The 22,655-nt window shown below is 54.1% G+C and carries 21 protein-coding genes; 12 read left to right on the top strand and 9 right to left on the bottom strand.

The genetic code is table 11. The annotated features are described in order from the left end of the window. The first annotated feature begins 2 nt into the window (after window positions 1–2). From EDB95_RS26685 to EDB95_RS26710, 6 genes are read left to right on the top strand one after another with little or no spacing between them, the layout of a single operon-like run. The gene (locus EDB95_RS26685; RefSeq protein ID WP_133999979.1) at window positions 3–1,172 is read left to right on the top strand and encodes a HEAT repeat domain-containing protein; all 1,170 of its coding nucleotides are present in this window, start codon (window positions 3–5) and stop codon (window positions 1,170–1,172) included. Continuing rightward, a complete protein-coding gene (locus EDB95_RS26690; protein ID WP_133999982.1) occupies window positions 1,172–2,632 on the top strand; it encodes a glycosyltransferase family 2 protein in 1,461 nt (486 codons plus the stop codon). The genes EDB95_RS26685 and EDB95_RS26690 overlap by 1 nt, the downstream gene beginning before the upstream one ends. A gap of 3 nt (window positions 2,633–2,635) precedes the next feature. Beyond that, a complete protein-coding gene (locus EDB95_RS26695; protein ID WP_246073793.1) occupies window positions 2,636–4,156 on the top strand; it encodes a glycosyltransferase family 2 protein in 1,521 nt (506 codons plus the stop codon). A 10-nt stretch (window positions 4,157–4,166) separates the two neighbouring features. Continuing rightward, complete coding sequence (locus EDB95_RS26700; RefSeq protein WP_133999985.1) at window positions 4,167–7,058, top strand: tetratricopeptide repeat protein; 2,892 nt, start codon at window positions 4,167–4,169, stop codon at window positions 7,056–7,058. A 1-nt stretch (window position 7,059) separates the two neighbouring features. Continuing rightward, window positions 7,060–9,408 (top strand): DUF4838 domain-containing protein, encoded by a 2,349-nt coding sequence (locus EDB95_RS26705; protein ID WP_133999988.1) that lies wholly within the window; start codon window positions 7,060–7,062, stop codon window positions 9,406–9,408. 23 nt (window positions 9,409–9,431) lie between these two features. Next, window positions 9,432–9,935 carry a hypothetical protein gene (locus EDB95_RS26710; protein WP_133999991.1) on the top strand — a complete coding sequence of 168 codons (504 nt, stop codon included), beginning with the start codon at window positions 9,432–9,434 and terminating at the stop codon, window positions 9,933–9,935. Window positions 9,936–9,950: 15 nt separating this feature from the next. Here EDB95_RS26710 and EDB95_RS26715 read toward each other — a convergent pair whose 3' ends face one another. After that, window positions 9,951–11,108 carry an ATP-binding protein gene (locus tag EDB95_RS26715; protein ID WP_133999994.1) on the bottom strand — a complete coding sequence of 386 codons (1,158 nt, stop codon included), beginning with the start codon at window positions 11,106–11,108 and terminating at the stop codon, window positions 9,951–9,953. A 156-nt stretch (window positions 11,109–11,264) separates the two neighbouring features. On the opposite strand from EDB95_RS26715, the gene EDB95_RS26720 reads away from it, so the two are divergent. Continuing rightward, entirely contained in the window at window positions 11,265–12,041 is a 777-nt protein-coding gene (locus tag EDB95_RS26720) for a hypothetical protein (protein ID WP_133999997.1), read from the top strand. A gap of 61 nt (window positions 12,042–12,102) precedes the next feature. Here the strand turns inward: EDB95_RS26720 and EDB95_RS26725 are convergent, their stop codons facing one another. Beyond that, window positions 12,103–12,648 carry a DUF342 domain-containing protein gene (locus EDB95_RS26725; protein ID WP_162852810.1) on the bottom strand — a complete coding sequence of 182 codons (546 nt, stop codon included), beginning with the start codon at window positions 12,646–12,648 and terminating at the stop codon, window positions 12,103–12,105. Between the two features lie 114 nt (window positions 12,649–12,762). Here EDB95_RS26725 and EDB95_RS26730 point away from each other — a divergent pair, with 114 nt between their 5' ends. Then, a complete protein-coding gene (locus EDB95_RS26730) occupies window positions 12,763–13,053 on the top strand; it encodes a helix-turn-helix domain-containing protein (RefSeq protein WP_134000003.1) in 291 nt (96 codons plus the stop codon). A 16-nt stretch (window positions 13,054–13,069) separates the two neighbouring features. On the opposite strand, the gene EDB95_RS26735 is transcribed toward EDB95_RS26730, so the two are convergent. Further along, window positions 13,070–14,206, bottom strand: a complete 1,137-nt coding sequence (locus tag EDB95_RS26735; RefSeq protein ID WP_134000005.1) for a YARHG domain-containing protein — start codon at window positions 14,204–14,206, stop codon at window positions 13,070–13,072. A 68-nt stretch (window positions 14,207–14,274) separates the two neighbouring features. Between EDB95_RS26735 and EDB95_RS26740 the strand changes: the two genes are divergently transcribed. The 4 genes from EDB95_RS26740 (at window position 14,275) to EDB95_RS26750 (ending at window position 16,204) form a co-directional block, all read left to right on the top strand. Beyond that, window positions 14,275–14,628: a hypothetical protein gene (locus tag EDB95_RS26740; protein WP_134000008.1), complete on the top strand. Its 354-nt coding sequence runs from the start codon at window positions 14,275–14,277 to the stop codon at window positions 14,626–14,628. 425 nt (window positions 14,629–15,053) lie between these two features. Then, window positions 15,054–15,197, top strand: coding sequence for a putative polyvalent protein kinase domain-containing protein (locus EDB95_RS28065; RefSeq protein ID WP_394346399.1), 144 nt, complete (start codon window positions 15,054–15,056; stop codon window positions 15,195–15,197). A 49-nt stretch (window positions 15,198–15,246) separates the two neighbouring features. Beyond that, on the top strand, window positions 15,247–15,684 hold the full coding sequence (locus EDB95_RS26745; protein ID WP_134000011.1) for a VOC family protein: 438 nt from the start codon (window positions 15,247–15,249) through the stop codon (window positions 15,682–15,684). Between the two features lie 28 nt (window positions 15,685–15,712). Beyond that, window positions 15,713–16,204 (top strand): GNAT family N-acetyltransferase, encoded by a 492-nt coding sequence (locus EDB95_RS26750; protein WP_211352231.1) that lies wholly within the window; start codon window positions 15,713–15,715, stop codon window positions 16,202–16,204. Between the two features lie 95 nt (window positions 16,205–16,299). On the opposite strand, the gene EDB95_RS26755 is transcribed toward EDB95_RS26750, so the two are convergent. From EDB95_RS26755 to EDB95_RS26780, 6 genes are all read right to left on the bottom strand, one after another. Continuing rightward, a complete protein-coding gene (locus EDB95_RS26755; protein WP_134000014.1) occupies window positions 16,300–17,493 on the bottom strand; it encodes a porin family protein in 1,194 nt (397 codons plus the stop codon). Between the two features lie 99 nt (window positions 17,494–17,592). Beyond that, window positions 17,593–18,633 carry a Smr/MutS family protein gene (locus tag EDB95_RS26760; protein ID WP_134000017.1) on the bottom strand — a complete coding sequence of 347 codons (1,041 nt, stop codon included), beginning with the start codon at window positions 18,631–18,633 and terminating at the stop codon, window positions 17,593–17,595. A 23-nt stretch (window positions 18,634–18,656) separates the two neighbouring features. Further along, window positions 18,657–19,106 (bottom strand): DoxX family protein, encoded by a 450-nt coding sequence (locus EDB95_RS26765; protein ID WP_134000020.1) that lies wholly within the window; start codon window positions 19,104–19,106, stop codon window positions 18,657–18,659. Window positions 19,107–19,179: 73 nt separating this feature from the next. Further along, window positions 19,180–19,845 (bottom strand): hypothetical protein, encoded by a 666-nt coding sequence (locus EDB95_RS26770; RefSeq protein ID WP_134000023.1) that lies wholly within the window; start codon window positions 19,843–19,845, stop codon window positions 19,180–19,182. 58 nt (window positions 19,846–19,903) lie between these two features. Next, window positions 19,904–21,574: an amino acid permease gene (locus EDB95_RS26775; protein ID WP_134000027.1), complete on the bottom strand. Its 1,671-nt coding sequence runs from the start codon at window positions 21,572–21,574 to the stop codon at window positions 19,904–19,906. Window positions 21,575–21,677: 103 nt separating this feature from the next. Further along, window positions 21,678–22,646 (bottom strand): polyprenyl synthetase family protein, encoded by a 969-nt coding sequence (locus EDB95_RS26780; protein ID WP_134000029.1) that lies wholly within the window; start codon window positions 22,644–22,646, stop codon window positions 21,678–21,680. Window positions 22,647–22,655: the final 9 nt, after the last annotated feature.

The following is a 22,655-nucleotide window of genomic DNA, read 5'->3' on the forward strand; positions in this document are numbered from 1 at the left end:
ATATGTTCAAGAACTTCACTTCGTACTTACAGGACAGCAGTGTCCCCACCGCCGTATTCTACTATTTCCTTGACCTTCCCCTGGTCATACAGGTCGCTGTCGTCTTTATCTTCGTCGCGCTTTCCGCCACCCTCCTCGCTTATCTCAGCATTCTCATCCGCCGCTACAGGGGTTACCGGGACGACAGAAAGGAAGCCACCATCCTGCCCATCATCGACCGTCTGCTGACCGAGCACGTGGTGCTCAACGAGGGGCTGTCGGAAAACAAACCCATCACCGATATCGACATCCCCCTGGACGAGTTCAGGATCCCCCTTTTCCACAACAAAGCAAACCGCCAGCTCCTCATCGAGCGTATTATTAATTATAAGAAGAGCTTTTCCGGGGCTATCGCAGACCTTTTGCGGCAGCTTTACCTGGACCTGGAGCTGGAAAAAGTGTCCTTTAAAAAAATGAAGTCGGCCCATTGGAACCGGAAGGTCCAGGGGATGATCGAGCTAACGGACATGGATATGTCCATTTCGGATGTCAATATCCTTCCGCTCACGAATTCAAAAAACCGGGAGCTGCGGGCCGAAGCGCGCAACGCCTATATTAAATTAAGTAAAAACGAACCCTTCAAGTTTTTCGACGTGGTCACCGAGCCCCTGTTGATGTGGGACCAGATCGAATTGTTCAAAACCATCACCACCACCGAAGATATTTCCATCCCCAAGTTTGCCCGCTGGGTCACTTATTCTCCCAACAAAAGCATCGTTTCCTTTTGCCTCAAACTCATCGTTCATTACAATCAGCAGGATGCGGCCCCTGCCGTCCTCAAGCTCCTGGACAACAAGGACCATTCCCTCCGGGCGGATGCGATCAATTGCCTGGGGAAGCTGCGGTATGAAGAGGCGGAGGATAAACTGGTCGCGATCTACAGCAACCAGCCGCTGAACTGCCAGATTGAAATCCTCAAGGCCCTCGGTCGTATAGAAACGGGGAACCAGATCCAGTTCCTGAGACAGGAATTCCTGCATTCCTCTGACTTCGACATCCGGAAGAACGCAGCCAAATCCCTGGTCAAGACCCGGGCCACGCCCCAAAGCCTGATCGACGAGCTGATCGAAACGGGCACGGCGGAAAACATACTGATCCTGAAACATTGCATGAACCCCTTAATCAAGTTCTGATGGACAGTACGACGAATATATGGGATGTCATAGGGAATGTGTACCAAGGGGTGGTGTTCGCGTATGGAACCATCCTGCTGGTGATCTATGCGCTCTTAGCCGTCATGTCCTTTATCGCCATACGCCTCTACCGGCGGCGCGCCAAGCTGGCCAGCTTTGAAAATATGCTCGGCTCCCCGCTCACCCCTGGTATTTCCGTCATCGCGCCCGCATATAACGAAGGGTTGTCCATCATCCAAAACGTCCGTTCCCTGCTGACCCTGAACTATCCGCGTTTCGAGATCGTCCTGGTCAACGACGGGAGCACGGACAACTCCCTGATCCAGCTCATCGAGGCCTTTGACATGGTGAAGGTAGACTATGCTTATACGATCAAGATCCGCTGTCAGCGGATCCGGGGGATCTACAAATCGACCAACCCGGCGTACTCGCGTCTCCTGGTCATCGACAAGGTGAATGGGAAAAGTAAGGCCGACGCGTCCAATGCGGGCATCAACGTGGCGAACTATGATTATTTCGTGTGCACGGACGTGGACTGTATCCTGGATAAAAATACGCTGCTGAAACTGGTCAAACCCGTCATCGAAGAACCGAAAAAGCGGGTCATCGCCACCGGGGCAACGCTGAGGATCGCCAATTCCTGCGAGATCGAGCAGGGGGTGATCGTGCGGATGCGGCCACCCCGGAGGCTTCTGCCCCGCTTCCAGGAAGCGGAATACGTCCGGGCTTTTGTCCTGGGGAAAATGGGGTGGAACCTGATCAACCTGGTGCCCAACGTGTCCGGGGGGCTTGGTCTTTTTGACAAGGAGGTGGCCATTAAAGCTGGCGGGTATGATGCACAATCGTTTGGAGAAGACATGGAGTTGATGGTGCGCATGTCGCGGTACGCCTACGAGAACAAGATCGACTACGCCATCCGGTATATCCCCGAAACCCTTTGCTGGACCGAAGCGCCCAATACGGTGAAAATCTTTATGCGCCAGCGTACCCGCTGGGCGCGGGGCCTGGCCCAGTTGATGTACGCGCACAAGGGTATGGTGTTCAACCCCCGGTATGGGAAAGTAGGCTGGATCCTGATGCCGTATAACTTCTTTTTTGAGCTTATTGCGCCTGTCATCGAACTCACGGGGATCATTTATTATATCGTGCAGATTGTCCGGGGCGCCATCAACGCGGAATACGCCATCCTGCTCCTGGTCTTTGTGTACCTGTATTCGGTCATGATCACGACCATCGCCATCCTTTGGGACCAGCTGGCATTCCGGCACTACAAGACGATGAAGGAAGTGCTTTTGCTGTGCACTACCCCCTTCATGGAATTTCTTTTGTACCACCCGATGATCGTCCTTTTTTCGATACGCGGCTACTACTATTTCCTCACGGGGAAAAAGCACAGCTGGGGGAATATGCAGCGCCAGGGTTTTGGGAATACGACGGTCCAACAAAAAGTGGCTGTATAGACTATGGTGGAACCGATGAATATATGGGATTATGTCCGGCACATTTACGAGAGTTCGGTCTTTGTCTACGGGATGACCATGCTCCTCATGTATGCCCTCCTGGCCATCCTTTCTTTTATATCGATCCAGCGCTTCCAAAAACAAAACAGTTATTCCGACTATAAAAAGATCCTGGGGTCGCCCCTTGCACCCGGCATCTCGGTCATCGCCCCCGCCTTTAACGAGGGCGTCACCATCATCCAGAACGTCCGTTCCCTGCTGACGCTCAACTATCCCCGTTTCGAGGTGATCATCGTCAACGACGGGAGCACCGACGACACGCTGCAAAAGCTGATGACGGAGTTCGAGATGGTCCAGGTGGACTTTGCCTACAACGAAAAGATCCGTTCCCAGCCGGTTCGCCGCATTTTCAAGTCCACCAACAGGGCATACGAAAAACTCGTGGTGGTGGACAAGGTCAATGGGAAAAGTAAGGCGGACGCGTCCAACGCGGGCATCAATGCGTCTTCGTTCAATTATTTCCTTTGCACGGACGTGGATTGTATCATCGAAAAGGACACCCTCCTGAAGATGATACAGCCCTTCATGAACGAGGAGGGCACGAGGATCACCGAGGTGGGTGAACCCTGCCCCGAATGCGGGTACATCCACATCAAGGAAGAAAGCCGCCGGGTCATCGCCACGGGCGCCACCCTGCGGATCGCCAACAGTTGCGAGGTGGAAGAAGGCGTGTTGGTCCGGATGCGTCCCCCCAAGGCGATCATCCCTCGTTTCCAGGAAATGGAATACATCCGGTCTTATGTCCTCGGGAAGATGGGCTGGAGCATGATCAACGCCGTACCCAACGTTTCCGGTGGTCTTGGCTTGTTTGACAAGGAGGTCGCCATCAAGGCGGGTGGATACGACCCCCGCAGCTTTGGGGAAGACATGGACCTTATAACCCGGATGTGCGCCTATATGAAGGATAACAAACAGAAGTACGCCATCCGGTATATCCCCTCCACCCAGTGCTGGACCGAGGGCCCTCCCAACCTGAAAATCCTAAGCCGCCAGCGGACCCGCTGGGGACGCGGGCTCATCCAGATCATGACCCTCCACAAAAAGATCATCTTCAACCCCCGCTACGGCACCCTGGGCCTGGTGGTCTTTCCCTACAACCTTTTTTTTGAGTTCCTGGCCCCCATCATTGAAATCACCGGCATCCTGTATTATATCTACATCATCGCCACGGGCCAGATCAACTGGCACTTTGCCCTGATCCTGCTCCTTTTCGTCTACCTCTATTCCGTGATGATCACCACCTTTGCCATCCTCTGGGACCAGATCACCTACCGCTATTACAAGACCTGGCACGAGGTGGTCGGTTTGGCCAGCATGGCTTTCCTGGAGCCGATCATCTACCATCCGCTCATCGTTTTCTTTGCCATAAGGGGATACTTTTATTTCATCACCGGGCGCAAACACGTCTGGGGGAACATGCAGCGCCAGGGTTTTGGGCAGAGAGCCAAACCCCAGGCGGGATAAACAATTGCCTATGCGGATCGTCCACGTCGTATTTTTTCTTTGTTGTGCAACTGGCGCCCTGGCCCAAACGCACCGGAGCTCCTCCGAGCTGGCCCAAGCCGCCAGGGATGCCATGGCCCAAGGAAAATACCCGGAGGCGTTGGACCTGGCGCATCGGGCGACACTTAAAAGTCTCGGTGACCTGGATGTTCAATTCGTGCTTGGCCGGGCCTACCTCCTGAACCACTACCCCGACAGCGCCTGGCAGGTGCTCAAGGCCATTGTCGACAAGGATCCGAAATATAGGGATGCCTACCTCCTGCTGGCCAACATCGAACTCGAACGGCACAACCCCGGCGAGGCCCTTTGCTATATCGACGACGGTCTCTACAACTATCCCGATGACAAGGAATTCGCCCTGAAGAAGTTTTCCATCCTCCAGACCATGCGCAACCCCGCGCTGGCCGACGAACAGGGACAAGCCCTCCTCGACCGTTACAACCAGGACACCGGCGTCCTCCGGACGTACATCGCCTATAAGATCGAGTCCGCCCAGCGCTATACAAAGCTCAAAGACTTTACCCGCGCCGCCTATGAATACCGGAAGGTGCTGGAGGTAGACCCTGTGAACGCAGAAGCCCTCCAGGGCATCTACGGCCTCCAGGTCCGTACCGGCAGCTACGAAGACGCCCTTTCCAGCGTCAACAGCGCGCTGGTGGAACACCCCGATGACTATAGCCTTCTGATGCGGAAGATGTCCCTGCTCCAGGAACTCAAGCGGTATCCCGAGGCCATCGAAGTGCTGCAACATATTTTAAAAGTCTATCCCGCTGACGCCAAGGCCCGCCAGCTCGACGTCGACCTCCGTATGGAGGCCGGCCGCTATTTCATGAGCGAGGACCCCTACCTCCAGTTCCAGGCCGTGCTCGACAAATCCCCTTCCAACCGGGAAGCCCTCGACTACGTGATCAACCTCGCGTCCGCCCGCGGCCTCAATGCCGACGCGCTGGCCTTTGTCAACCGCGCGCTGCACTACTATCCCGGCGACCGGGCCCTCCTTGCCAAAAAGGTCAGTATCCTCGAAAGCCTCCAGAAATACACCCAGGCCGCAGACATCACGCGCCAACTCTTTCTTGGCCCCGGTGGCTCTTTGTATCGCGACCAATACATTACCCTGCTCGAAGCCAGTGGCCGCGCCTATATGAGCGACCTCGCCTACGACAGCGCCCTGGCCACCTTCCACGACGTCCTTGAGATCAGCCCCGCCGAACCCGCCGCCCTCAACTATTCCATCAATATCCTCAGCGCGCAAAAGAATTATGGCGCCGCCATCGCCCTGCTGGACAAAACCTTGCGTCTTTACCCGGGCGACGAGGCGCTGCTGCTCAAAAAGGCGGGAATACTCCAGGATGATACCCGTTACGGGGACGCTGCCCTTGTTCTTGACACCCTGGTGCAAGCCCACCCCGAAAACACGCGTTACCGCTCCTCCCTCGTCGACCTCATTCTCGTGCAGGGGCGTCAGATGATGCAGGTGGAGGACTATGATGCGGCCGACGGCGCGTTCACCCGTGTGCTTGCGTTGGACCCCGGTAATACCGAGGCGTTGGGTACGCTCATCAACATAGAACTCGCCCGCGGCGTTGTCGACCCCGGCCCCCTCGATTCCGCGCTGATTGTCGCCGACCTTGCGCTTTCGCGTTATCCAGACTCCAGGGACTTCCTGCTTAAAAAAGCGTCCGTACTGGAAGCCCTCCACCGCTATCCCGAAGCGTATGCGATCACCGACGCCCTCCGCGATCGCTATCCATACAACGCGAAGATCCGCGATCAATACATAGATGAGCTTCTTTCTTCCGGGCGTGCCTACAGCAGCCAGGGGCAGCCTGAGCTGGCGCTCGGCGAATACCGTCGTGTGCTGGCTGTCCGGCCGCGGGATTCGGCGGCGCTTATGTATGCGATCAACATCCTGAATGACCGCGGCACGGCTGCGGCCTCCGCGCCCGCCGACACGGCTTCCTTGGACAGTGCCCTTGCCCTCACGGCGCAGGGTCTGCGGTTTTATCCCGGCAACGAATACTTCACGCTGAAGCGCGCCGTCATTCTCGAAAACCTCCACCGCTACGCCGACGCCGTAGCCCCCGCCGATTCGGTGGCGAAGATCGACCCCACCGACGCCCACCGCGACTATGCCGACTACCTCCGGAGCAAGACCTTCCGCAACGCGCTGGGTCTCTCCTACCTCAGCTCCCACTTCGACTCCCTCGAAGCCGCCAACATCGCCACCCTACACTATGTGCGCTATAGTAAAAACGGTTCCAGCTTCGACACCAAGCTCAACTTTGCCGGCCGCGCCATCGGCACCGGTCTTCAGCTTGAAGAGGAAATATACTATACCCACAACGACCGCTGGGACTCGTATATAGACGCCGCCCTTGCCAACGACAACGTTTTCCCCCGTATCCGTCTCGCCTACTCCATTACCTACAACTTCAAAGGCGGCTGGGCCGGTGAGCTCGGTGGACGCTACCTCAACCTCGACTCCATTTCCGTCTATTCCGGCGTCGCCTCCGTCACCAAATATTTTGGAGACTTCTATATTAATGCCCGCGGGTACCTCATTTTCGCCCCCGGCAAAATGTACGAAGCAGGTGTACTCACTGCCCGCCAATACCTAAACAACAAAACCGACTTTTTATACGGTGCCCTCGGGATCGGCAATTCCCCCGACGAATTCAGCCGCAACTACCAACTTGGCCAAAACCTCGGCAGCCAGACCTATAGCATCGGCGCCGGTTACCAAAAGACCTTTGCCTACCGGAATGTCGTCAACCTCTCGGGGACCTGGTACAGCCAGCGCCTGGCTCCCGGGCGTTACCGGAATCAGTATGACCTCATGTTGAGCTACCTAAGAAAATTCTAACATGCGCCGCGTCCTCGGAAATACGCTCCTATGGCTTCTGTCTATGACCGCCTGCAATGCCGGGCCCGTTACGCTCGTGCGTGACGGCGTCAGTACGTATACGATCGTGATTCCGGCGGAGGCCAGCAAGGCGGAGCGTGATGCGGCCAGCGTGTTGCAGCGGTATCTCGCGCTTGTGAGCGGGGCGACGCTGCCGATCGTATCCGAGAGCGACCTGCCCAAAGGCGCGGTGGCCGCCGGCCCCGCTGCGGCTGGCCCCTCTGCTCCGGGTGCCGTCTCCGCCGCGCGCGGCGCCATCTTCCTCGGCAAAACCGCCGCCGCCCGCGGCGCCTTCGACTTCTCCAAAATCCACGACGACGGCTTCTTCATCGCCACCCGCGACGACGCCCTCTTTATCGCCGGTGCCCACGGCCGCAGCACCGTCTACGGTGTCTACGAATTTCTCGACCGCTACCTCGGCTGCAAAAAATACGACGCCGGTCCCGCCGTGGTACCGGCCGCCCGCACGGTCACGGTAGACGGCGGGGTGTACGACCTGCAAAACCCCTCTTTTTCCTACCGTCAAACCTACTACCCCCCTTCTTCGGACCCCGAGTACCTGGAATGGCACCACCTCCACCAATTCGAGGACCTTTGGGGTGTGTGGGGACATTCGTATTTCAAATTCGTACCGCCGTCCACCTATTGGGCGGCCCATCCGGAATATTACGCACTGGTCGATGGCCGTCGCAGGCCCACCCAGCTTTGCCTCAGCAATGACACCGTTTTCCAGCTCACCGTCGCCTTTTTGAAGGAGCGGATGGCCCGCAACCCAGACGCGCTCTACTGGTCCATCGCCGCCAACGATGACAACGGGTATTGCACCTGCGACCGCTGCCGCCGCGCCGACACCGAAGAAGGCAGCCCTTCGGGCTCCCTCATCCGTTTTGTCAACCGCGTGGCCGAGCAGTTTCCCGATAAAGTCTTCACTACCCTCGCGTACGGCTATACCAGCAAAGCTCCCCTCCACACCGCCCCCGCCTCCAACGTATACGTCATGCTCAGCAGCATCGATGCGCCCCGGCAGCGGCCGTTTACGTTGGCAAACCTCGATGCCTGGGCCCGCCTGACGCCGCGGCTTATGCTTTGGGACTACACCACCCAGTTTACCAACTATGCTGCGCCCTTCCCCGATTATGCGGTGTTGCAACCCAACCTTCAATATGCGCTGCAGCACGGTGTGCGCGGTGTCTTTGAACAAGGTTCCGGCGAAACCTATGGCGACATGGGGGTGTATAACTCGTATGTGCAGGCGGCACTGCTGTGGAATCCGTCCGCCGACGTCCACCGGTTGACGACCGACTTTTGCAACGGCTACTACGGGCCGGCCGCCGGCTCCTATATCGCCCAATACCTCGAAGCGCTTTCCGCGGGGCTTGCCCGCTCAGGGATGCTGCTTGATATTTATGGGAATCCTGTCAATGAATACAACAGTTTTTTGACACCAGAAGCGATCGATGCGTTGTCGACCTTGCTGGATAAGGCGGAAGCCGCCGCGGGGGCATCGCCGGCGCCGCCCAGGGCCGCCCAGGGCCCGCCGCTTGCCGCCGCGGCTGCACCGCCCGCAAACGTCCCCTACGCCGCCCGCGTCGCCGCCACCCGTCTCCCTCTCGAATACACGGTTCTCCAGCAGTCCCGCTTTTACGGCATCGAGCCCCACGGCTATCTACAGCCCGACGGCCAAGGTGGCTACACCGTCCGCCCCAACTGGTCCGCCCGCGTGGACCGCTTCGTAGCGGCCTGTTTAAAAGCTGGCGTAAAGGAACTCTCAGAAGGCGGCCTTTCCCCCGCCGCCTACGCCGCCGAATGGAAGACCATCTTCGCCCATGGCTGGGAGCCCACCAAAGCGCTCCACACCGCCGTAACGCTAGCCCACCCCTACGTCGAAGACTATCCCGCCAAGGGTGAGCGCACCCTTACCGACGGGATGCCCGGGTTTAACGATTTCAGCTACAACTGGCTTTGTTTTTATGGGGTCGATATGGGCGCGACCATCGACCTTGGGACAGTTCAGCCGTTCAGCCATGTGCACATGCACTTCCTATATGACCCACGGCACTGGATCTTTTTACCGCGCGAGGTGCGGGTAGAGACGTCTGTCGATGGGACACATTTTACATCGCTTGGTGTTCACCCCTACCCCGCGCCGGATGAGGATTATACCTTGTCCATTGTGGACTGTGCCTTCACGGGGGGCGTCTCCGCGCGTTTTATCCGCGTCACCGCAGTCGTGCCTGCGGCGCTGCCGGAGTGGCGGCCCAGCGCGACGAAGAAGGCGATGATTTGCTGTGATGAGGTGTGGGTGCAGTGAGTAATTTTGATTACATTCAGTGCATGAAAGCAGCAACCCTCCAACCCCTCTTTTTCCTGATGATACTGACCGCTTCGTGTAAAAATCCACAAACGGTGAACGCACCTCAAAACGAAAAAAGAGATACCCTTGAAGCGCCCCCAAAAGTTCTTGCAAGTACCCCTATTGACACGACTTTCGCCAATGAAAACTTCTTTAGCTTTTGGCATAGATTCAGGACGGCCGTCCTCGACTCAGACACGGCTAAAATTATCGGAATGACGGAATTTCCGTTTCAAACCAGGGGCCCTTTGGATGATGATCCCGACACATCGTATGATAAAGAAAATTTTATTCCCGTTTTTTATTCACTTTTAGATCAATCGGGCGGGATTGACACGAGTGGGGCCACTGAAGTAGACGGCATCAATAAAACGTTTTATCCAAATAAAAAGGACACTTATAATGACCAGCAGGCGAGGGTTGGGGATTTTTGTTTCAAGAAGACAGGCGCGGGCTGGAAGCTGTATTTCGCCTATACAAACTAGGAGGATAGTATTCATCTACTGAATATCTTGAAGTTTATTCCATGGAATAACTTCCACGCCGTTACTTCTTTTTTGCGTTTCGTCACCGCCGTAGATGAGATAGCTTTTTTCAAAATTTGTAAGTTTTTGCCAGAAGGTCAGCCCCTTGAAAAATTCGGGAATGACTGTCATACCGGCTTTGAGTTCCATCCCCACGGCATAAGAGCCATGGTCAGCCACAATGTCGACTTCGTGGCCGCTTACGTCCCGCCAATGAAAGAGGTTACTTCTCAACCCTTTGTTGAATCTGACCTTAATTAGTTCATTAATAATATAGTTTTCGAATAAGGGCCCACGGCTTGCATGCAGGCTCAACTGAGACGGAGAAGATATACTTAGTAGGGCGCAGGCAAGCCCCGTATCGTAGAAATACAACTTAGGGGATTTAGTGATACGCTTTGAAAAATTATTATAAAAAGGCGGAAGCAGGTGTATGATGTAGCTGGCCTGCAAGATTCCAATCCAAGAACCAATGGTTTTGTGGTCAACTCCGCATTCGATAGCAAGATTGTTTAAGTTCAATTCCTGTCCAACACGACCTGCACAGAGATATAATAGTTTCTGAAAGAGATTGAGGTTGGTGATATTTTTTATTTGACGGACATCCCTTTCGATATAGGTTCTTACATAGGAAGGAAACCAAAACGCAGCATCGACCCTATCATAGGTGACGGCAGGATAACCTCCGGAAAATATCATGTTATTCAATGCAAGGTCATAGCTTTCGATTTTTTCTATTTCGTCATAACCAAAAGGAAGAAGTTCCAGATAACCGATGCGACCTGCCAGGCTTTGGGTGATATTTTCCAACATCAGGAAATTGTTGGATCCCGTTAAAATGAATCGGCCTTTTTCATTGCTTTCATCCAATACCTCTTGGAGGTAGCTGAATAGTTCAGGAACCCGCTGGGCCTCATCTAAGATTGCTCCATCCGGTAGATTATTTAGAAATCCCCTGGTATCGGTAAGGGCTGCTTCTCTTATATCCGGGTTTTCCAGCGATATATATTTCTTTTCCGGAAAGGCTGTACGGGCAAGCGTAGACTTGCCACTTTGCCTTGGACCGGTGAGCGCGACAGCTTTAAACTGGGTAGCCAGCTTTGTCAAAACTATTTCGGCGGTTCTTGAAATCATGTATTTTTGGGAATCTAATTCCCAAAAATACGAATTTTAACTTAACAGCCTTATAATCAGTTAGATTGAAAGTGAATATTTCTGCTTTTGACGCCCCTCAGCTATGCTACTCTTCAAGTCGCTGATTTTCAGCTGTTTTTTGTAAGTTAGCGGTATATGTCTCGTTATCGCCTGCTTATATTGCTTCCGGTGCTCTCATCTCTAATAGGGCGGGCCCAGGACGATAATCTTCACGTCGATGCGGATGCTCAGGCCTGGAAATGTATCACGGCTACCATACAATTAATTCAACAAGATCGGGTTGCTGCTTTAGCAGGGCGGGTCGTTTATCCCCTTATTAGAGAAAACCCCCTGCCCGATGTTACTACCCGGAAAGAATTTGGACAGGTATATAATAGGCTATTCGACTCCACTTTAAAACGGGTTTTAGTTGGTCTGAAGCCTTCGGACCTATTTGAACATGAAGGGAATTGGTCCTATGGGCAGGGAGATGTCTGGTTCGATCCGGAAGGAAAGATCATTGCTATTAATTATTCTTCACCTTCCGAACAACAACAAAAAGATTCTCTTACGGAAGAGACCTACCGTTTGCTGTACCCCGGGATTGCCCATTGGAAAAGGAATCTGCTCGTTTGTAAGGTGAGTAAGCGCCTTATTAGGATCGACGAGGTTGGTGATGACCTGCGATATATTGCCTGGGGTGAGGGCAAAACTATTTCGGAGAAACCGGATCTGGTGCTATTCAAGGGGGTGCAAGAGATGAACGGAACGATGGGAAGCTACACGATCACTTTTTTGAACGGCCCTTGGACCTACTCGTTTGAGTATACTGCAGTCAGTGACGATGTGGATGAATATCCTTCAAGTCTTTACCTGAATATATTGAAGAATGGTAAAAAGATCGCCCGGTATATCTGCCTGCAGACTAAATAGCTTGGAGCGGTTCACCTATTTCGATTAATGGATCCCAAAAAAAAGGTAAGTACATCCAATGTTAATTTTCCGGCCCCGCCTGCCTCCAAAAATTCATTTCAGGAAATGGACGGGGAGAGGAGTCTTCCGTGCTGCCCCCATTGGGTCCCGCGGATCTGAAGCTCGGGCAAAAGAAATGAACATGAGAATCCTGGTCGGTGCCCTGGACGATTTGGATGGATCCGCCAGGAACGGTCATCCAGACCCTGGAGTGCTGATCGACCTTCTGGCCGATATAAACCCGGCCGCCAGACGCTAGGAACATCTCTACCTGGCAGTGCTGGTCTATTTTCTCGCCGATCGAAATAAGCGTGCCGGCCCTCAGGGTAACACTGCAATGTTGATCGATCTTCTGACCGATGTGGATCTCACCCCCTGCCTGCAGCAAGACGGAGGCATGATTATCGATCTTTTCCCTGATGGTGATGTTGCCCGTGACCACATATTTGGTGCCGGGTGCCGTATTTTCGATCTTGTCGAGATTGAGGTCGCCGTAGACATAGATCGTTGCAGGTTTTGCCGGAGCAAAAAAGGAGATAAGCATTAGAAATAGCGCAATAGGTTGCATGTGAGGTATTTTTAGGTTGAACAATGAGTGGGACAAAATTAGCCGGCGCGCTCAGGTTTATCAAGGGTATAACTACGCTTTTTAAAAAGGATTCCTTTTTGTATTTTAATCAGGATGGTAAGAAAACCTATCAAAAGCGAAACTTTTATTTCCCCGGTCAATCATATCCCATTGCCGGATGCCATGAGGTATGTCCGGGAGAAAGACAGCGCCGTAACTGAGGACGAATTGGCGGAGAAGCTCGGGATTCCCGGGGAGCTCTTCAGGGCTTACCTTAGCGGTGAGGAATTACCCCCGGACGATCTGGCGCCAAAGCTCCTGTCGGCGTACAACCTTGGGATTGTGCGGGGAACTTCGATCGTAACGTATCAGCCTATGAGCGTGCCGCCGGAGCCGCCGGAATGACATCCCAAGCCACCCCTCACTCCTTGCTCAGCAACACCTGCTCATTGCGCGTCAGTTCGCTTATGACAGGCCTATAGGAGGAATCCGGAATATACCAGGGCTGGCGCGCATAGTATGCTTGAATTTCCGGCGTTTTGAAGATATATCCCCTCCGCGCAAACGGCAGATTATGCAGGATCTTTTTTGACAATGCATCCGCGGCGTCACCAGGCCAGCCCGCATCGACCGAAAACGGCAGGTCGTCCAGGCGGTAATCGAAATTGAATGGCCCATTTCCGGTATGCTTTTCAAGTGATGAAGTGTAGTAAAAATAGGAATTCACCGCGGTGAGATAAAGTTCCCCCGCAGGCCGAAAGTTCATTTTTTTGAAAACAAGAATCCCCTTGCGCATAAAAAATTGCGAAACCTTGGGCGTCTTCTCATCCCCATACTGCTCCTTTCGCTCGATCTGGTTTCCGGGTCCGGTCATCGTCCATTCCGAAGAATGCTGAAAAAAAGTCTGAGAGATAGACAAATCCTGGTAATCGCCCATGTCCAGTTGCAACGTGAAATCATCGATTTGATGGTTGGCCCAGCGTTTTGCCGCCGTGAGCACATATTGAAGGCTGTACGTCTCCACCACCGAACTGGAAAAATCGACTGTATAGGTATGTTGAAGGATGTTCACGCCCTTGTGAAAGGTCGCCCGAAAGTGATATACATAAAAAAAATCAGCTTCCTCCTCGTCTCCTTCCTTCTCGGCCTGGGCAAGCGTAATGGTCTTGTACCTGCCCGCCCGGTAATAGCTCGTATCGTTTACAATGGCGACATGCCAGGGCACCATTGCCCCATTAAGATTGACCGTAAAATGGGATATATACCGTTGCCCGCTTGCAGAGGGCGAATGGTCCGCATCCCCCGAGGGTGAAAAAGCTTCAAAGCCCACCTCCAATTCCTTTTCCTGTTTCGGATTAAAGAACTCGTAATACACCGTTATCTGCGCCTGTTTCGGATTGATCCGCCGGATGGTCAGTATCTCCTTTTGCACGCTGATGTCGGTTTCATACATCGGGATCAGGTGGTTGCCGTTGGCTCGGAAAGCGCCGTCATTGGCGCGGCAACAGGTAGCCAGGAAGAAGAATATAGGGAGGAAAAAAAAGGGTTTAGGGTTCATTTAACCAAAATAATACAAAACCGTGAAAACACCTTTTTATTCGCCTTTGGCTTTGGGTATATTGCCAGATGAAAAAATCAATCCTTGCGGCGTCCCTTTGCCTGCTTCTTTTTGCCTGCGACAGCGAGTCTGCTGTCAAGTCCCTTACCCCAGCCCAGAAACTGGCCATCCTCGACAACATCGACACCAGCGACGCCAAAGTAAAAACCATGGATGCGCTTTTACAAAGCCTGTCCGCCAAGTTCCACGAACCGCAGGACACCATCGCCGACTACACCTCCAGGGCAGAGGGCGTGCTAAAAGACAAGGGCATTGTCTCCACCAGCCTGGACATCATGGGCGACCTGGACAAGCTACAGGCGCCGGATAGCCTGGACTATAGGGGGGCGATCACCATGTACCTGATGATCCGGTCAAAATAGACCATTTTCCTGGCGGCGTAACCAAGCCATTGATTTGCTATAGTGATTTTTCGGCATAAGTATCAGATTGTCAGCGCGTTGAATTATTGCCAATAAATAACTAATTTCGCATAAATGATTTCAGATGAAACCCGTTCAGAGCTTCAAGATATCGTTAGAGGAGCACGCCAGGAGGAGCCAACAGATCGTTGCGCAACGATCAGAAATATCCTTATCGAAAGCTTTGGAGCAAATTCGACTGTTAAGGGAGAATTCGAAAGTAGGGCAATCATCAAAGAAAAGCAGGGCGAATTCCTAAAAGGGTATGCCCAAGATTCGGGTCTTTGGTTAACGTCCCTGCCACATGGAAGTGAGTAGTACTTCATAATTTGCTATTTCCCGGCACGATTTATTCACTTTTGGGGTTTACGGAAGAAAACGGCATTTTGCACTTCGAAAATGCCAAGCGACAAGACTACTATAACAAAGAGTTCGGATTGGTTTTGGAAGATATGCACGATGAAAATGTTATAGCCAGGCAAGGGTTTTTGTTTTTCATAGATACAGTGTTTTACATAATGCCCATATAACGCTTCAAATTAAGTTTGTATCTTGCCGCATCACCAATAAAAGTTAACCATGGCAAACGTCTCCATCTACCTAAACTTCGCCGGCAACGCCGAAGAAGCCTTCACCCACTACAAAAAGGTTTTCGGAACGGAATTCCCCATGCCCATCATGCGGATGGGCGACATGCCACCCCAGAATGGCGCACCCGCTCTATCGGATGCGGACAAAAAGAAAGTGATGCACGTAGCCTTGCCGATCCTTGGCGGCACGATGATCATGGCCACGGATATGCTGGAAAGCATGGGCCAAAAACTCGTGGAAGGAAACAATTTTACCATCAGCCTGAATCCCGACACCAAAGAAGAAGCCGACAGGTTGTATAAAGAACTGTCCGCGGGTGGCACGGATGCCGTCGCGCCGCACGATGAGTTCTGGGGCTATTGGGGGACATGCAAGGATCGCTTTGGCGTCCGTTGGATGTTTAATGTGATGGCCCCAAGGCCCTAAAAAAGCCCTAAATCCTTAGTTTTGTGGGATGATTATTCGCCCCGCCACCGAAACCGACCTCCCCACCCTCCTGGAGATCTACAACGACATCATCCTCCACACCACCGCCGTCTACTCCTACGAGCCGCACACCCTGGAGATGCGCAAGGCGTGGTACAAGGATAAGGTCGATCAGCATTACCCCGTCTTCGTGGCCGAGGACAACGGCCGCCCTGTCGGCTTTAGCACCTTCGGCCCCTTCCGGGCCTGGCCGGCCTATCAGTTCACCGTGGAGAATTCGATCTACGTGGCCGCGGATCAGCGCGGCAAGGGGCTTGGAAGGGCCTTGCTGGCGCCCCTGATTGACGCGGCGCGCAAAAAGGGGATGCACGCCCTCATTGCTGGGATCGATTCGACCAATGATGCGAGCCTGAGGCTGCACAAAGCCTTTGGATTCGAGGAGGTGGCGCGGTTCCGCGAGGTGGGGTTCAAGTTCGAGCGGTGGCTGGACCTCGTGTTTATGGAGTTGATCCTAAGCTAAAACGGCGCCGCCGCAACGCAAAAGGGCCCCCAAACTGGAGGCCCCGGAGGAGTTCTACTAGTGCGTGTGATCAGTAAAATTGGTAAACCATGTTCTTAATAGGCTGACGTCGAGAGGGGCATATTCCGCCTGTTGCGGAACACATAGCCAATCGATAAGCCAAAGCTCCGGGTATGAACGGAGGCTGCGGAACCGCTCGGTGCCATGTTGTTAAGCCCAAGGTTGAACGAAGCGCCTAAGATAAAGTTCCGGTCCATCAGGATTCCTGCCATAAAGTTGGCGCCAAAATCCATCCGGCGGAGGTTATCCCCGGCGGCGTAGTTATTTCCAAATTGCATGTCTGTGTTGATACCCTTGAGGGTGTAGGTCCCGTTCATAGCGTAAGCGGCGTAGGGACCGGCGCCAATGTACAACCGCCGGCTGAGAAAGTTGGTGTGGTAGACGAGGTCGAGGGGCGCGGTCAGGAAGGCGGCGTGGATGTTGATCTTGTCGCCGTTGACGTTGGGCTGATACCCTTCGTAGGAGTAGATGAGCGCGGGGCGGAAGGACAGCGACTTTTGCAGGGGGATGTCGGCAAAAAAGCCGAGGTTGAACCCGGTCAGGGGGGAGCCGGATACCTTGCCGTTAGTGGTCGTGTTGGCCGAGGCGCCGGACCAGTTGAGACCGGCGATACCCCCGAACTGGATGCCGTGGGGATCCATCAGGGAGTTTCGGATGGAGTCGGCGATATGCAGGGCAAAGGCATTGGCTTCAGCGGATAGGGCAAAAGGCTCCGCGGCGGGTCCGACTTCGGAAGCATCGGGGACGGCGGAAAAGTCGATGTAGTCGGAAGTTTGGGCGTCTTCGGAGGACAAGTCCATGATTTGAACGTCGCTGGAAGCAACCTGGTCGCCGGCCGGCGCATCAATCGCCGAAACGGCGTCAGCCGGGGCAACCGTTCCAACATGCGCAACAAATGAAGAAGCCCTGTGGGCAAAAGGTTCAGCATCAGCTACTTCCGCAGTCCCAACCGCCGCCAGGGCCGCCGCCTGTTCTCCAGCAGAGGTGGAAGCTGCGCTTTCGCTGGCCGGTGAAGCAACAAGCGACCCATGCAGACCCGTCCCACTGGAAGGCCCACCCTTTTGAGGCATCATGGCCGCAGTCGTCCACTGAAAATGAGGCGCGCCGTTGCGGGAAGCGGAAGCCTTTTGGCTGCCGGAAAGAAAAGAAAAAGGTGTCCTGTACTGGGAGACGTAATTCAGTCCAAAGAAAGTGAGACAGAGGATAAGCAGTAGAAATACATATCGCATGATGCTTTCAATTTGGGTATAGGATAAGCGATAATTCTCCTACAAAGTTATAGCGATTATTTGTAAATTATCAACTACTTCGTTAATGGGTTGTTAGCACTATTTGAAGAAGATTTCGGTTGCCCCATAACCGTAATTGTTAAGATATTGATTTACAAAGCTTTTTACTTCCCGTTTGGTGTTCAGGATTTCGTGGATCTCGTCCCGGAGACGCCCCGTCCCCACCCCGTGGATGACCGTAAAAACCGGGAGGTGGTGCAGGACGGCCAGTTCGTAGTATTTTTCAAAAGTGCCGATCTGTAGGTGTAGTATTTCCTCGGGGCTGAGCTTTTCGCCGGGATGGGTCAGCTTGTCGGCATGCAGGTCCACAACACTCCGGGCGGGTTCGAGGTGTTGGCGGGCTTTTCCGGCGTCATAGATCTTAAACCCGGCCTTGCTCAGGCCGGAAAGGTCCAGACCACCCTGGTGACTCGGGGACTCACGGAAAGCGGCATCCGGATATTTGTCAAACAAGAGATAAGAGAAGGAAGCCTCCTGGTTTTGCCGAAGCGTCTCTACTTTCTGAAACAACTGCTTGGGTTTCAACTTGTGAGAAGCCTCGAAGTATTCGGCTTTGCCCTGTAAAGGTTTCACAAGCGAAAAATCGAAGTCGAACTTTGGGCTGTCATTGACATTCTCCATGGGCACATTCTGGAGATAGAAGTCGGTGAATGCCTGTATGTTAGAATTCAATTCCATTTCCGCTTCACCGTTCAGCCGAAGGGTGTACTGAAAATTCAGCTCCAGGGCGGTCTGGTTGACGAGGTAGACCTTAAAATAGTCCACTACGTCGTCGTCAAACACGTCCTTGTCAAAAACGGGGAAAAACGTCAGCCATACCCCGGGCTGGAGGTTGAATTTGGGCTGCGGGCCCTTGGCGGGCTCGGGTCGCAGCTGCTCGATGGTCTTTTTGGGTGCAGGAGCGGCTTTTTTCTGCTCCATAAACCGCTTGAAATAGGGAAACTCGATCTGGTCTGAATAGGCGGGAAAACGCACGCCTTTTACCTCGACCATCACCATTTTGTCATTGATGATGTCGATCACTTCACCTTCTTCGTTGGAATGACGGACGACGACTTTGTCGCCCACTTGAAACTTCATAATTCCGCAAAGATACGAAGCCGCTATTTACTCTTCATCGGGTGATGTTCCAAAAGCCTGTCCGCCGACCAGGGGCCACCCCCTTCCACCAGGAAGAAAACGAGCATCAGCAGGATCAGCAGCGACAGCCACCAGCTCCCCGAAGGTGACATCAAGCTGGACGGCGCATTGACAAATATAAGAGCCCCCAGCAGGTTGGGGATCTGGATCAGGCAGGCGACCCGGGTGAGCAGGCCGAAGGCCACCATGAACCCCCCGATGAGTTGTGTCATGATCACGTAGTGCGCCATCACCCCAATGGAGATGGAGCTCAGAAATGCACTTTTACCAATCAGGGAGGAGAGGACGTCCATGTTGTTCATGAATTCCACGGCCTTCATAAAGAGCAGTATACCCAGGATCATCCTAAGCACATCGAGCCACTTCGGGTGATGGGTATCGCCCCAGTGTTCCATTCGTTGAATGAGGTTCATACGGCAAAATTTTAGGGTGTCCTGATAAGGTACTCATTTACCAGGACAAATACAAGCGCCGTACCGGAACCCGTCAGTTCTTCAGTTTCGTGGTCAATTCATCGAGAAAGCCGTCGTATTTCTTCAGAATACGGTTAAATGGCCGGAATTGCTCATCTGCATTGTAGGCCGTGCCTGTTTTTCCGGAGGCTTCCGACACGAATTTCACCCGGTAGACCAGGGGGGAGTCTGAAGATTGTTTGATGATCAGCCTGATCCGAACCGTATTCGATTTAAAAGACATGCCGACCCAGGAGGTCCGCAGATAGCCGGATTTTTCGTCGCTGTTTTCCAGGTCATCAAATTTTTCCAGCACGACGCCCACGATCTCTTTCCAGGCTTCCTCTTTGGATTTCGACGGATTGACGTTGAGTTGCACGTCGGTATTGGCTACGTCGGACTCGATGGTGGAGGTATAAGACTCGTCCTCCTGCAATTGGATGTAGTCTGACGAAGGCGGCTCCGTGACACCCTTTCGATCACAGTACGTTCTTGTTTCCGCGATGAAGCCTTCCATTTTTACTTCGACGGTGACACAGGCCCCTTTGGAAATTTTTACGACGACCTTGCCGGTACCCATCTGGACGCCGTCGACATAAATGCGGGCCGTCTGTGGCGTAGTCGTCACCGTGACCTTATCGGATGCAAAAACCTGTTGAAAAAACAGTGTTAGAATGAAGAGTGAGGTAAGATAGCGCATAGTTTATGGTGTTAACAAGCGCGTCAAGGTAAATACTTTTTCCCGCCCACACCATAGCCTACAGGTTTAGTTTGCTATTCCTAAACCCATACAGGAAATACACCACCAGCCCCACGGCCATCCACCCAAAAAACACCATCCAGCTCTTGACGGGAATCTCGATCATGAGGTACATACAGCACAACATACCGAGCACGGGGATCAGTGAGTAGCGTTTGACAAAGGACTGCACGGCGATGATAGCGGAGATGAGGATGAAAACGAGGAAAAGGATCTCCTCATGACCCTCGGTGCCGAGGTGGGTCACGTCATCGGTGATGCGCTCGCGGAAAAGAACCGCAAAAAGGACAAACAACACCGGGATGATCCACTGGCCGTTGATGTACGGGAGGCTGAACCGGCCCGGTTGTTTGGCGACCATGGGCAGCGCCAGTACGCCCCCGCACACGAGCACGAACGCAAACAACGTCCCGATGCTCGTAAGGTCCGTCATCAGGCCGTCGTCCACAACCAACACGGGGATGGCCACCAGCAACCCCGTAATGATGGTGGAAAAAGAAGGCGTCTGGAAACGCGGGTGGACCCGCCCGAAAGGCTTCGGGAGCAGGCCGTCCCGGCTCATGCTCATCCAGATGCGGGGCTGGCCGATCTGGTAGACGATCAGAACGCTGGTGGCCGCGATGACCGCACCGATGGAGATCACGAACCCGAGCTTGTGCATGTTGATCTTGTCGAAGACGAAGGCCAGCGGGTCGGTCTTCCCCTGGAATTCCGAGTAGTGGACCATGCCGGTGATCACGAGCGTGATGATGATATAGATCGCGGTACATATCACCAGGGAGTAGATCATCCCCCGGGGCAGGTCGCGCTGTGGGTTGCCGCATTCTTCGGCCGTGGTGGAGATGGCGTCGAAGCCGATGTACGCATAAAACACCGCCGACACGCCCTTGAGCACACCCGTCATGCCGTTCGGCAGAAAAGGAGACCAGTTGGAAAAGCTGTTGTTGGAGAAGATGACGTACACGCCCACCACCGCGATCACCGCGAGGATGACGAGCTTCAGCGTCACCATGAAGTTGGCGCTCTTTTTACTCTCCTTGATCCCGATATAGGCAAGGGCCGTGATCAGGCAAATCACGATAAAGGCCGGGAGGTTGATGATAAAAGGCCAGCCTGCGATGCGGGGCGCGTGGGTATAGATCAGCCCGGCGCCCGTTGGCGCCAGGTGGTTTTTCGCCGCCTCGTCAAACGACATTTTCGCGGTGTTGTAACCGATCGTCAGGTAATCGGGGAGGTCTATATGAAAGGCGTGGAGGATGTTGTTGAAATACGCGCTCCACGAGATCGCCACCACCACGTTCCCGATGGAATACTCCAGGATCAGCGCCCAGCCTATGATCCAGGCCACGAGTTCCCCGAACGTCACGTATGAATAGGTATAGGCACTACCCGCCACCGGCACCCGGCTGGCAAATTCCGCATAACAAAGAGCGGTGAACCCGCAGGTCACCGCCGTGATGATAAAAAGGAAGATGACCCCGGGCCCCCCGTCAAAGGCGGCTTTGCCGATCGTCGAAAAGATACCCGCGCCGATGACCGCCGCCACCCCGAGAAGGGTCAGGTCTTTGACCCCCAGCACCCGCCGCAGTGATTCGGTATGATCGCCGAGGCCGGCCTGGTGTTCCTGTATAATCTTGTCAAGGGATTTGCGGCGCAGCAGTGAAGGCATGTCTCTCTGTTTGATTATTAAGGCGTCAAAATATGTAAAAAACCGACGCCGCGCGCAAAAATCCGCCGCACACCGAAAGCGACCCGCCGCCGACGCCCCGCGCCTACCGCTGCCGCTGCAGCAACTCCGCTGCCACCGCCCGAAGGGGTTCCTTCCGATTGCTGAGGACCGCAACGTCCTCCAAATACTGCATCGCGAGGTCCGTGTGGCGGGCCTTCAGCTCCGCCGCCCAGGCGTCCGCCCCGCAGGCCCGCATCACCCCCAGCACCCCCGCTACCTTCGCCGCCGGCTCAGGATAAGCCATCCAATGGGCGAGCTCGACGGTCTGTGCGGCAGACGCGGTTTGTTGCGTATGTAATAAAAGAAAAGTCTTTTTGTTTGCTATGATGTCCCCACCCACCTGTTTGCCAAACTTGGCCGGATCACCAAAGGCGTCCAGGTAATCGTCCTGGACCTGGAAGGCGATCCCCACGTGTTTGCCGAACTGGTACAACAGGTCGGCGTTTCCCTGGCTGGCGCCCCCTAAGAGGGCACCGGTCTGAAGGGCACAGGCGAGCAGGACCGAGGTTTTGAGCGTGATCATGTGGAGGTATTCGTCCAGGGTCACGTCTGTCCGTTGTTCATAGTCCATATCGAGCTGTTGCCCCTCGGAGACTTCGAACACGGTACGGTTAAACAGCGAGACGATCCTGCGCAGATACGAAACGTCGATCTTGTTCAGGTATTCGTACGCCATTGTCAGCATCACGTCCCCGGCCAGGAGGGCGCTGTTCTCGCCGTATTTGGCGTGCACCGTGGCCTGGCCGCGCCTGAGCGGGGCCTTGTCCATGATGTCGTCGTGGATCAGCGTGAAATTGTGGAAAAGCTCCAGGGCCGTGGCTACCTCGAAGGCGTCCGGGCGGATGTCGTCGAAGAGCTCGTTCCCCATCAGGCAAAGGACCGGCCGGATACGCTTGCCCCCGATGCCCAGGATGTACTCAGCCGGATCATAAAGGGTGGCGGGTGTTACCGGGAAGTGGCGGCGGGAAAAACGCGTTTCGAACTGGTGTAATAGGTCTTCAAAGCTAGTCATGTGCCGCAA

Source organism: Dinghuibacter silviterrae (assembly GCF_004366355.1).
GTDB lineage: Bacteria > Bacteroidota > Bacteroidia > Chitinophagales > Chitinophagaceae > Dinghuibacter > Dinghuibacter silviterrae.

Excerpts from the sequence above, each read along its gene's own strand:
- EDB95_RS26685 (WP_133999979.1), top strand. The coding sequence starts at position 3 with ATGTTCAAGAACTTCACTTCGTACTTACAGGACAGCAGTGTCCCCACC.
- EDB95_RS26690 (WP_133999982.1), top strand. The coding sequence starts at position 1,172 with ATGGACAGTACGACGAATATATGGGATGTCATAGGGAATGTGTACCAA.
- EDB95_RS26695 (WP_246073793.1), top strand. The coding sequence starts at position 2,636 with ATGGTGGAACCGATGAATATATGGGATTATGTCCGGCACATTTACGAG.
- EDB95_RS26700 (WP_133999985.1), top strand. The coding sequence starts at position 4,167 with ATGCGGATCGTCCACGTCGTATTTTTTCTTTGTTGTGCAACTGGCGCC.
- EDB95_RS26705 (WP_133999988.1), top strand. The coding sequence starts at position 7,060 with ATGCGCCGCGTCCTCGGAAATACGCTCCTATGGCTTCTGTCTATGACC.
- EDB95_RS26710 (WP_133999991.1), top strand. The coding sequence starts at position 9,432 with ATGAAAGCAGCAACCCTCCAACCCCTCTTTTTCCTGATGATACTGACC.
- EDB95_RS26715 (WP_133999994.1), bottom strand. The coding sequence starts at position 11,108 with ATGATTTCAAGAACCGCCGAAATAGTTTTGACAAAGCTGGCTACCCAG.
- EDB95_RS26720 (WP_133999997.1), top strand. The coding sequence starts at position 11,265 with ATGTCTCGTTATCGCCTGCTTATATTGCTTCCGGTGCTCTCATCTCTA.
- EDB95_RS26725 (WP_162852810.1), bottom strand. The coding sequence starts at position 12,648 with ATGCAACCTATTGCGCTATTTCTAATGCTTATCTCCTTTTTTGCTCCG.
- EDB95_RS26730 (WP_134000003.1), top strand. The coding sequence starts at position 12,763 with ATGGTAAGAAAACCTATCAAAAGCGAAACTTTTATTTCCCCGGTCAAT.
- EDB95_RS26735 (WP_134000005.1), bottom strand. The coding sequence starts at position 14,206 with ATGAACCCTAAACCCTTTTTTTTCCTCCCTATATTCTTCTTCCTGGCT.
- EDB95_RS26740 (WP_134000008.1), top strand. The coding sequence starts at position 14,275 with ATGAAAAAATCAATCCTTGCGGCGTCCCTTTGCCTGCTTCTTTTTGCC.
- EDB95_RS26745 (WP_134000011.1), top strand. The coding sequence starts at position 15,247 with ATGGCAAACGTCTCCATCTACCTAAACTTCGCCGGCAACGCCGAAGAA.
- EDB95_RS26750 (WP_211352231.1), top strand. The coding sequence starts at position 15,713 with ATGATTATTCGCCCCGCCACCGAAACCGACCTCCCCACCCTCCTGGAG.
- EDB95_RS26755 (WP_134000014.1), bottom strand. The coding sequence starts at position 17,493 with ATGCGATATGTATTTCTACTGCTTATCCTCTGTCTCACTTTCTTTGGA.
- EDB95_RS26760 (WP_134000017.1), bottom strand. The coding sequence starts at position 18,633 with ATGAAGTTTCAAGTGGGCGACAAAGTCGTCGTCCGTCATTCCAACGAA.
- EDB95_RS26765 (WP_134000020.1), bottom strand. The coding sequence starts at position 19,106 with ATGAACCTCATTCAACGAATGGAACACTGGGGCGATACCCATCACCCG.
- EDB95_RS26770 (WP_134000023.1), bottom strand. The coding sequence starts at position 19,845 with ATGCGCTATCTTACCTCACTCTTCATTCTAACACTGTTTTTTCAACAG.
- EDB95_RS26775 (WP_134000027.1), bottom strand. The coding sequence starts at position 21,574 with ATGCCTTCACTGCTGCGCCGCAAATCCCTTGACAAGATTATACAGGAA.
- EDB95_RS26780 (WP_134000029.1), bottom strand. The coding sequence starts at position 22,646 with ATGACTAGCTTTGAAGACCTATTACACCAGTTCGAAACGCGTTTTTCC.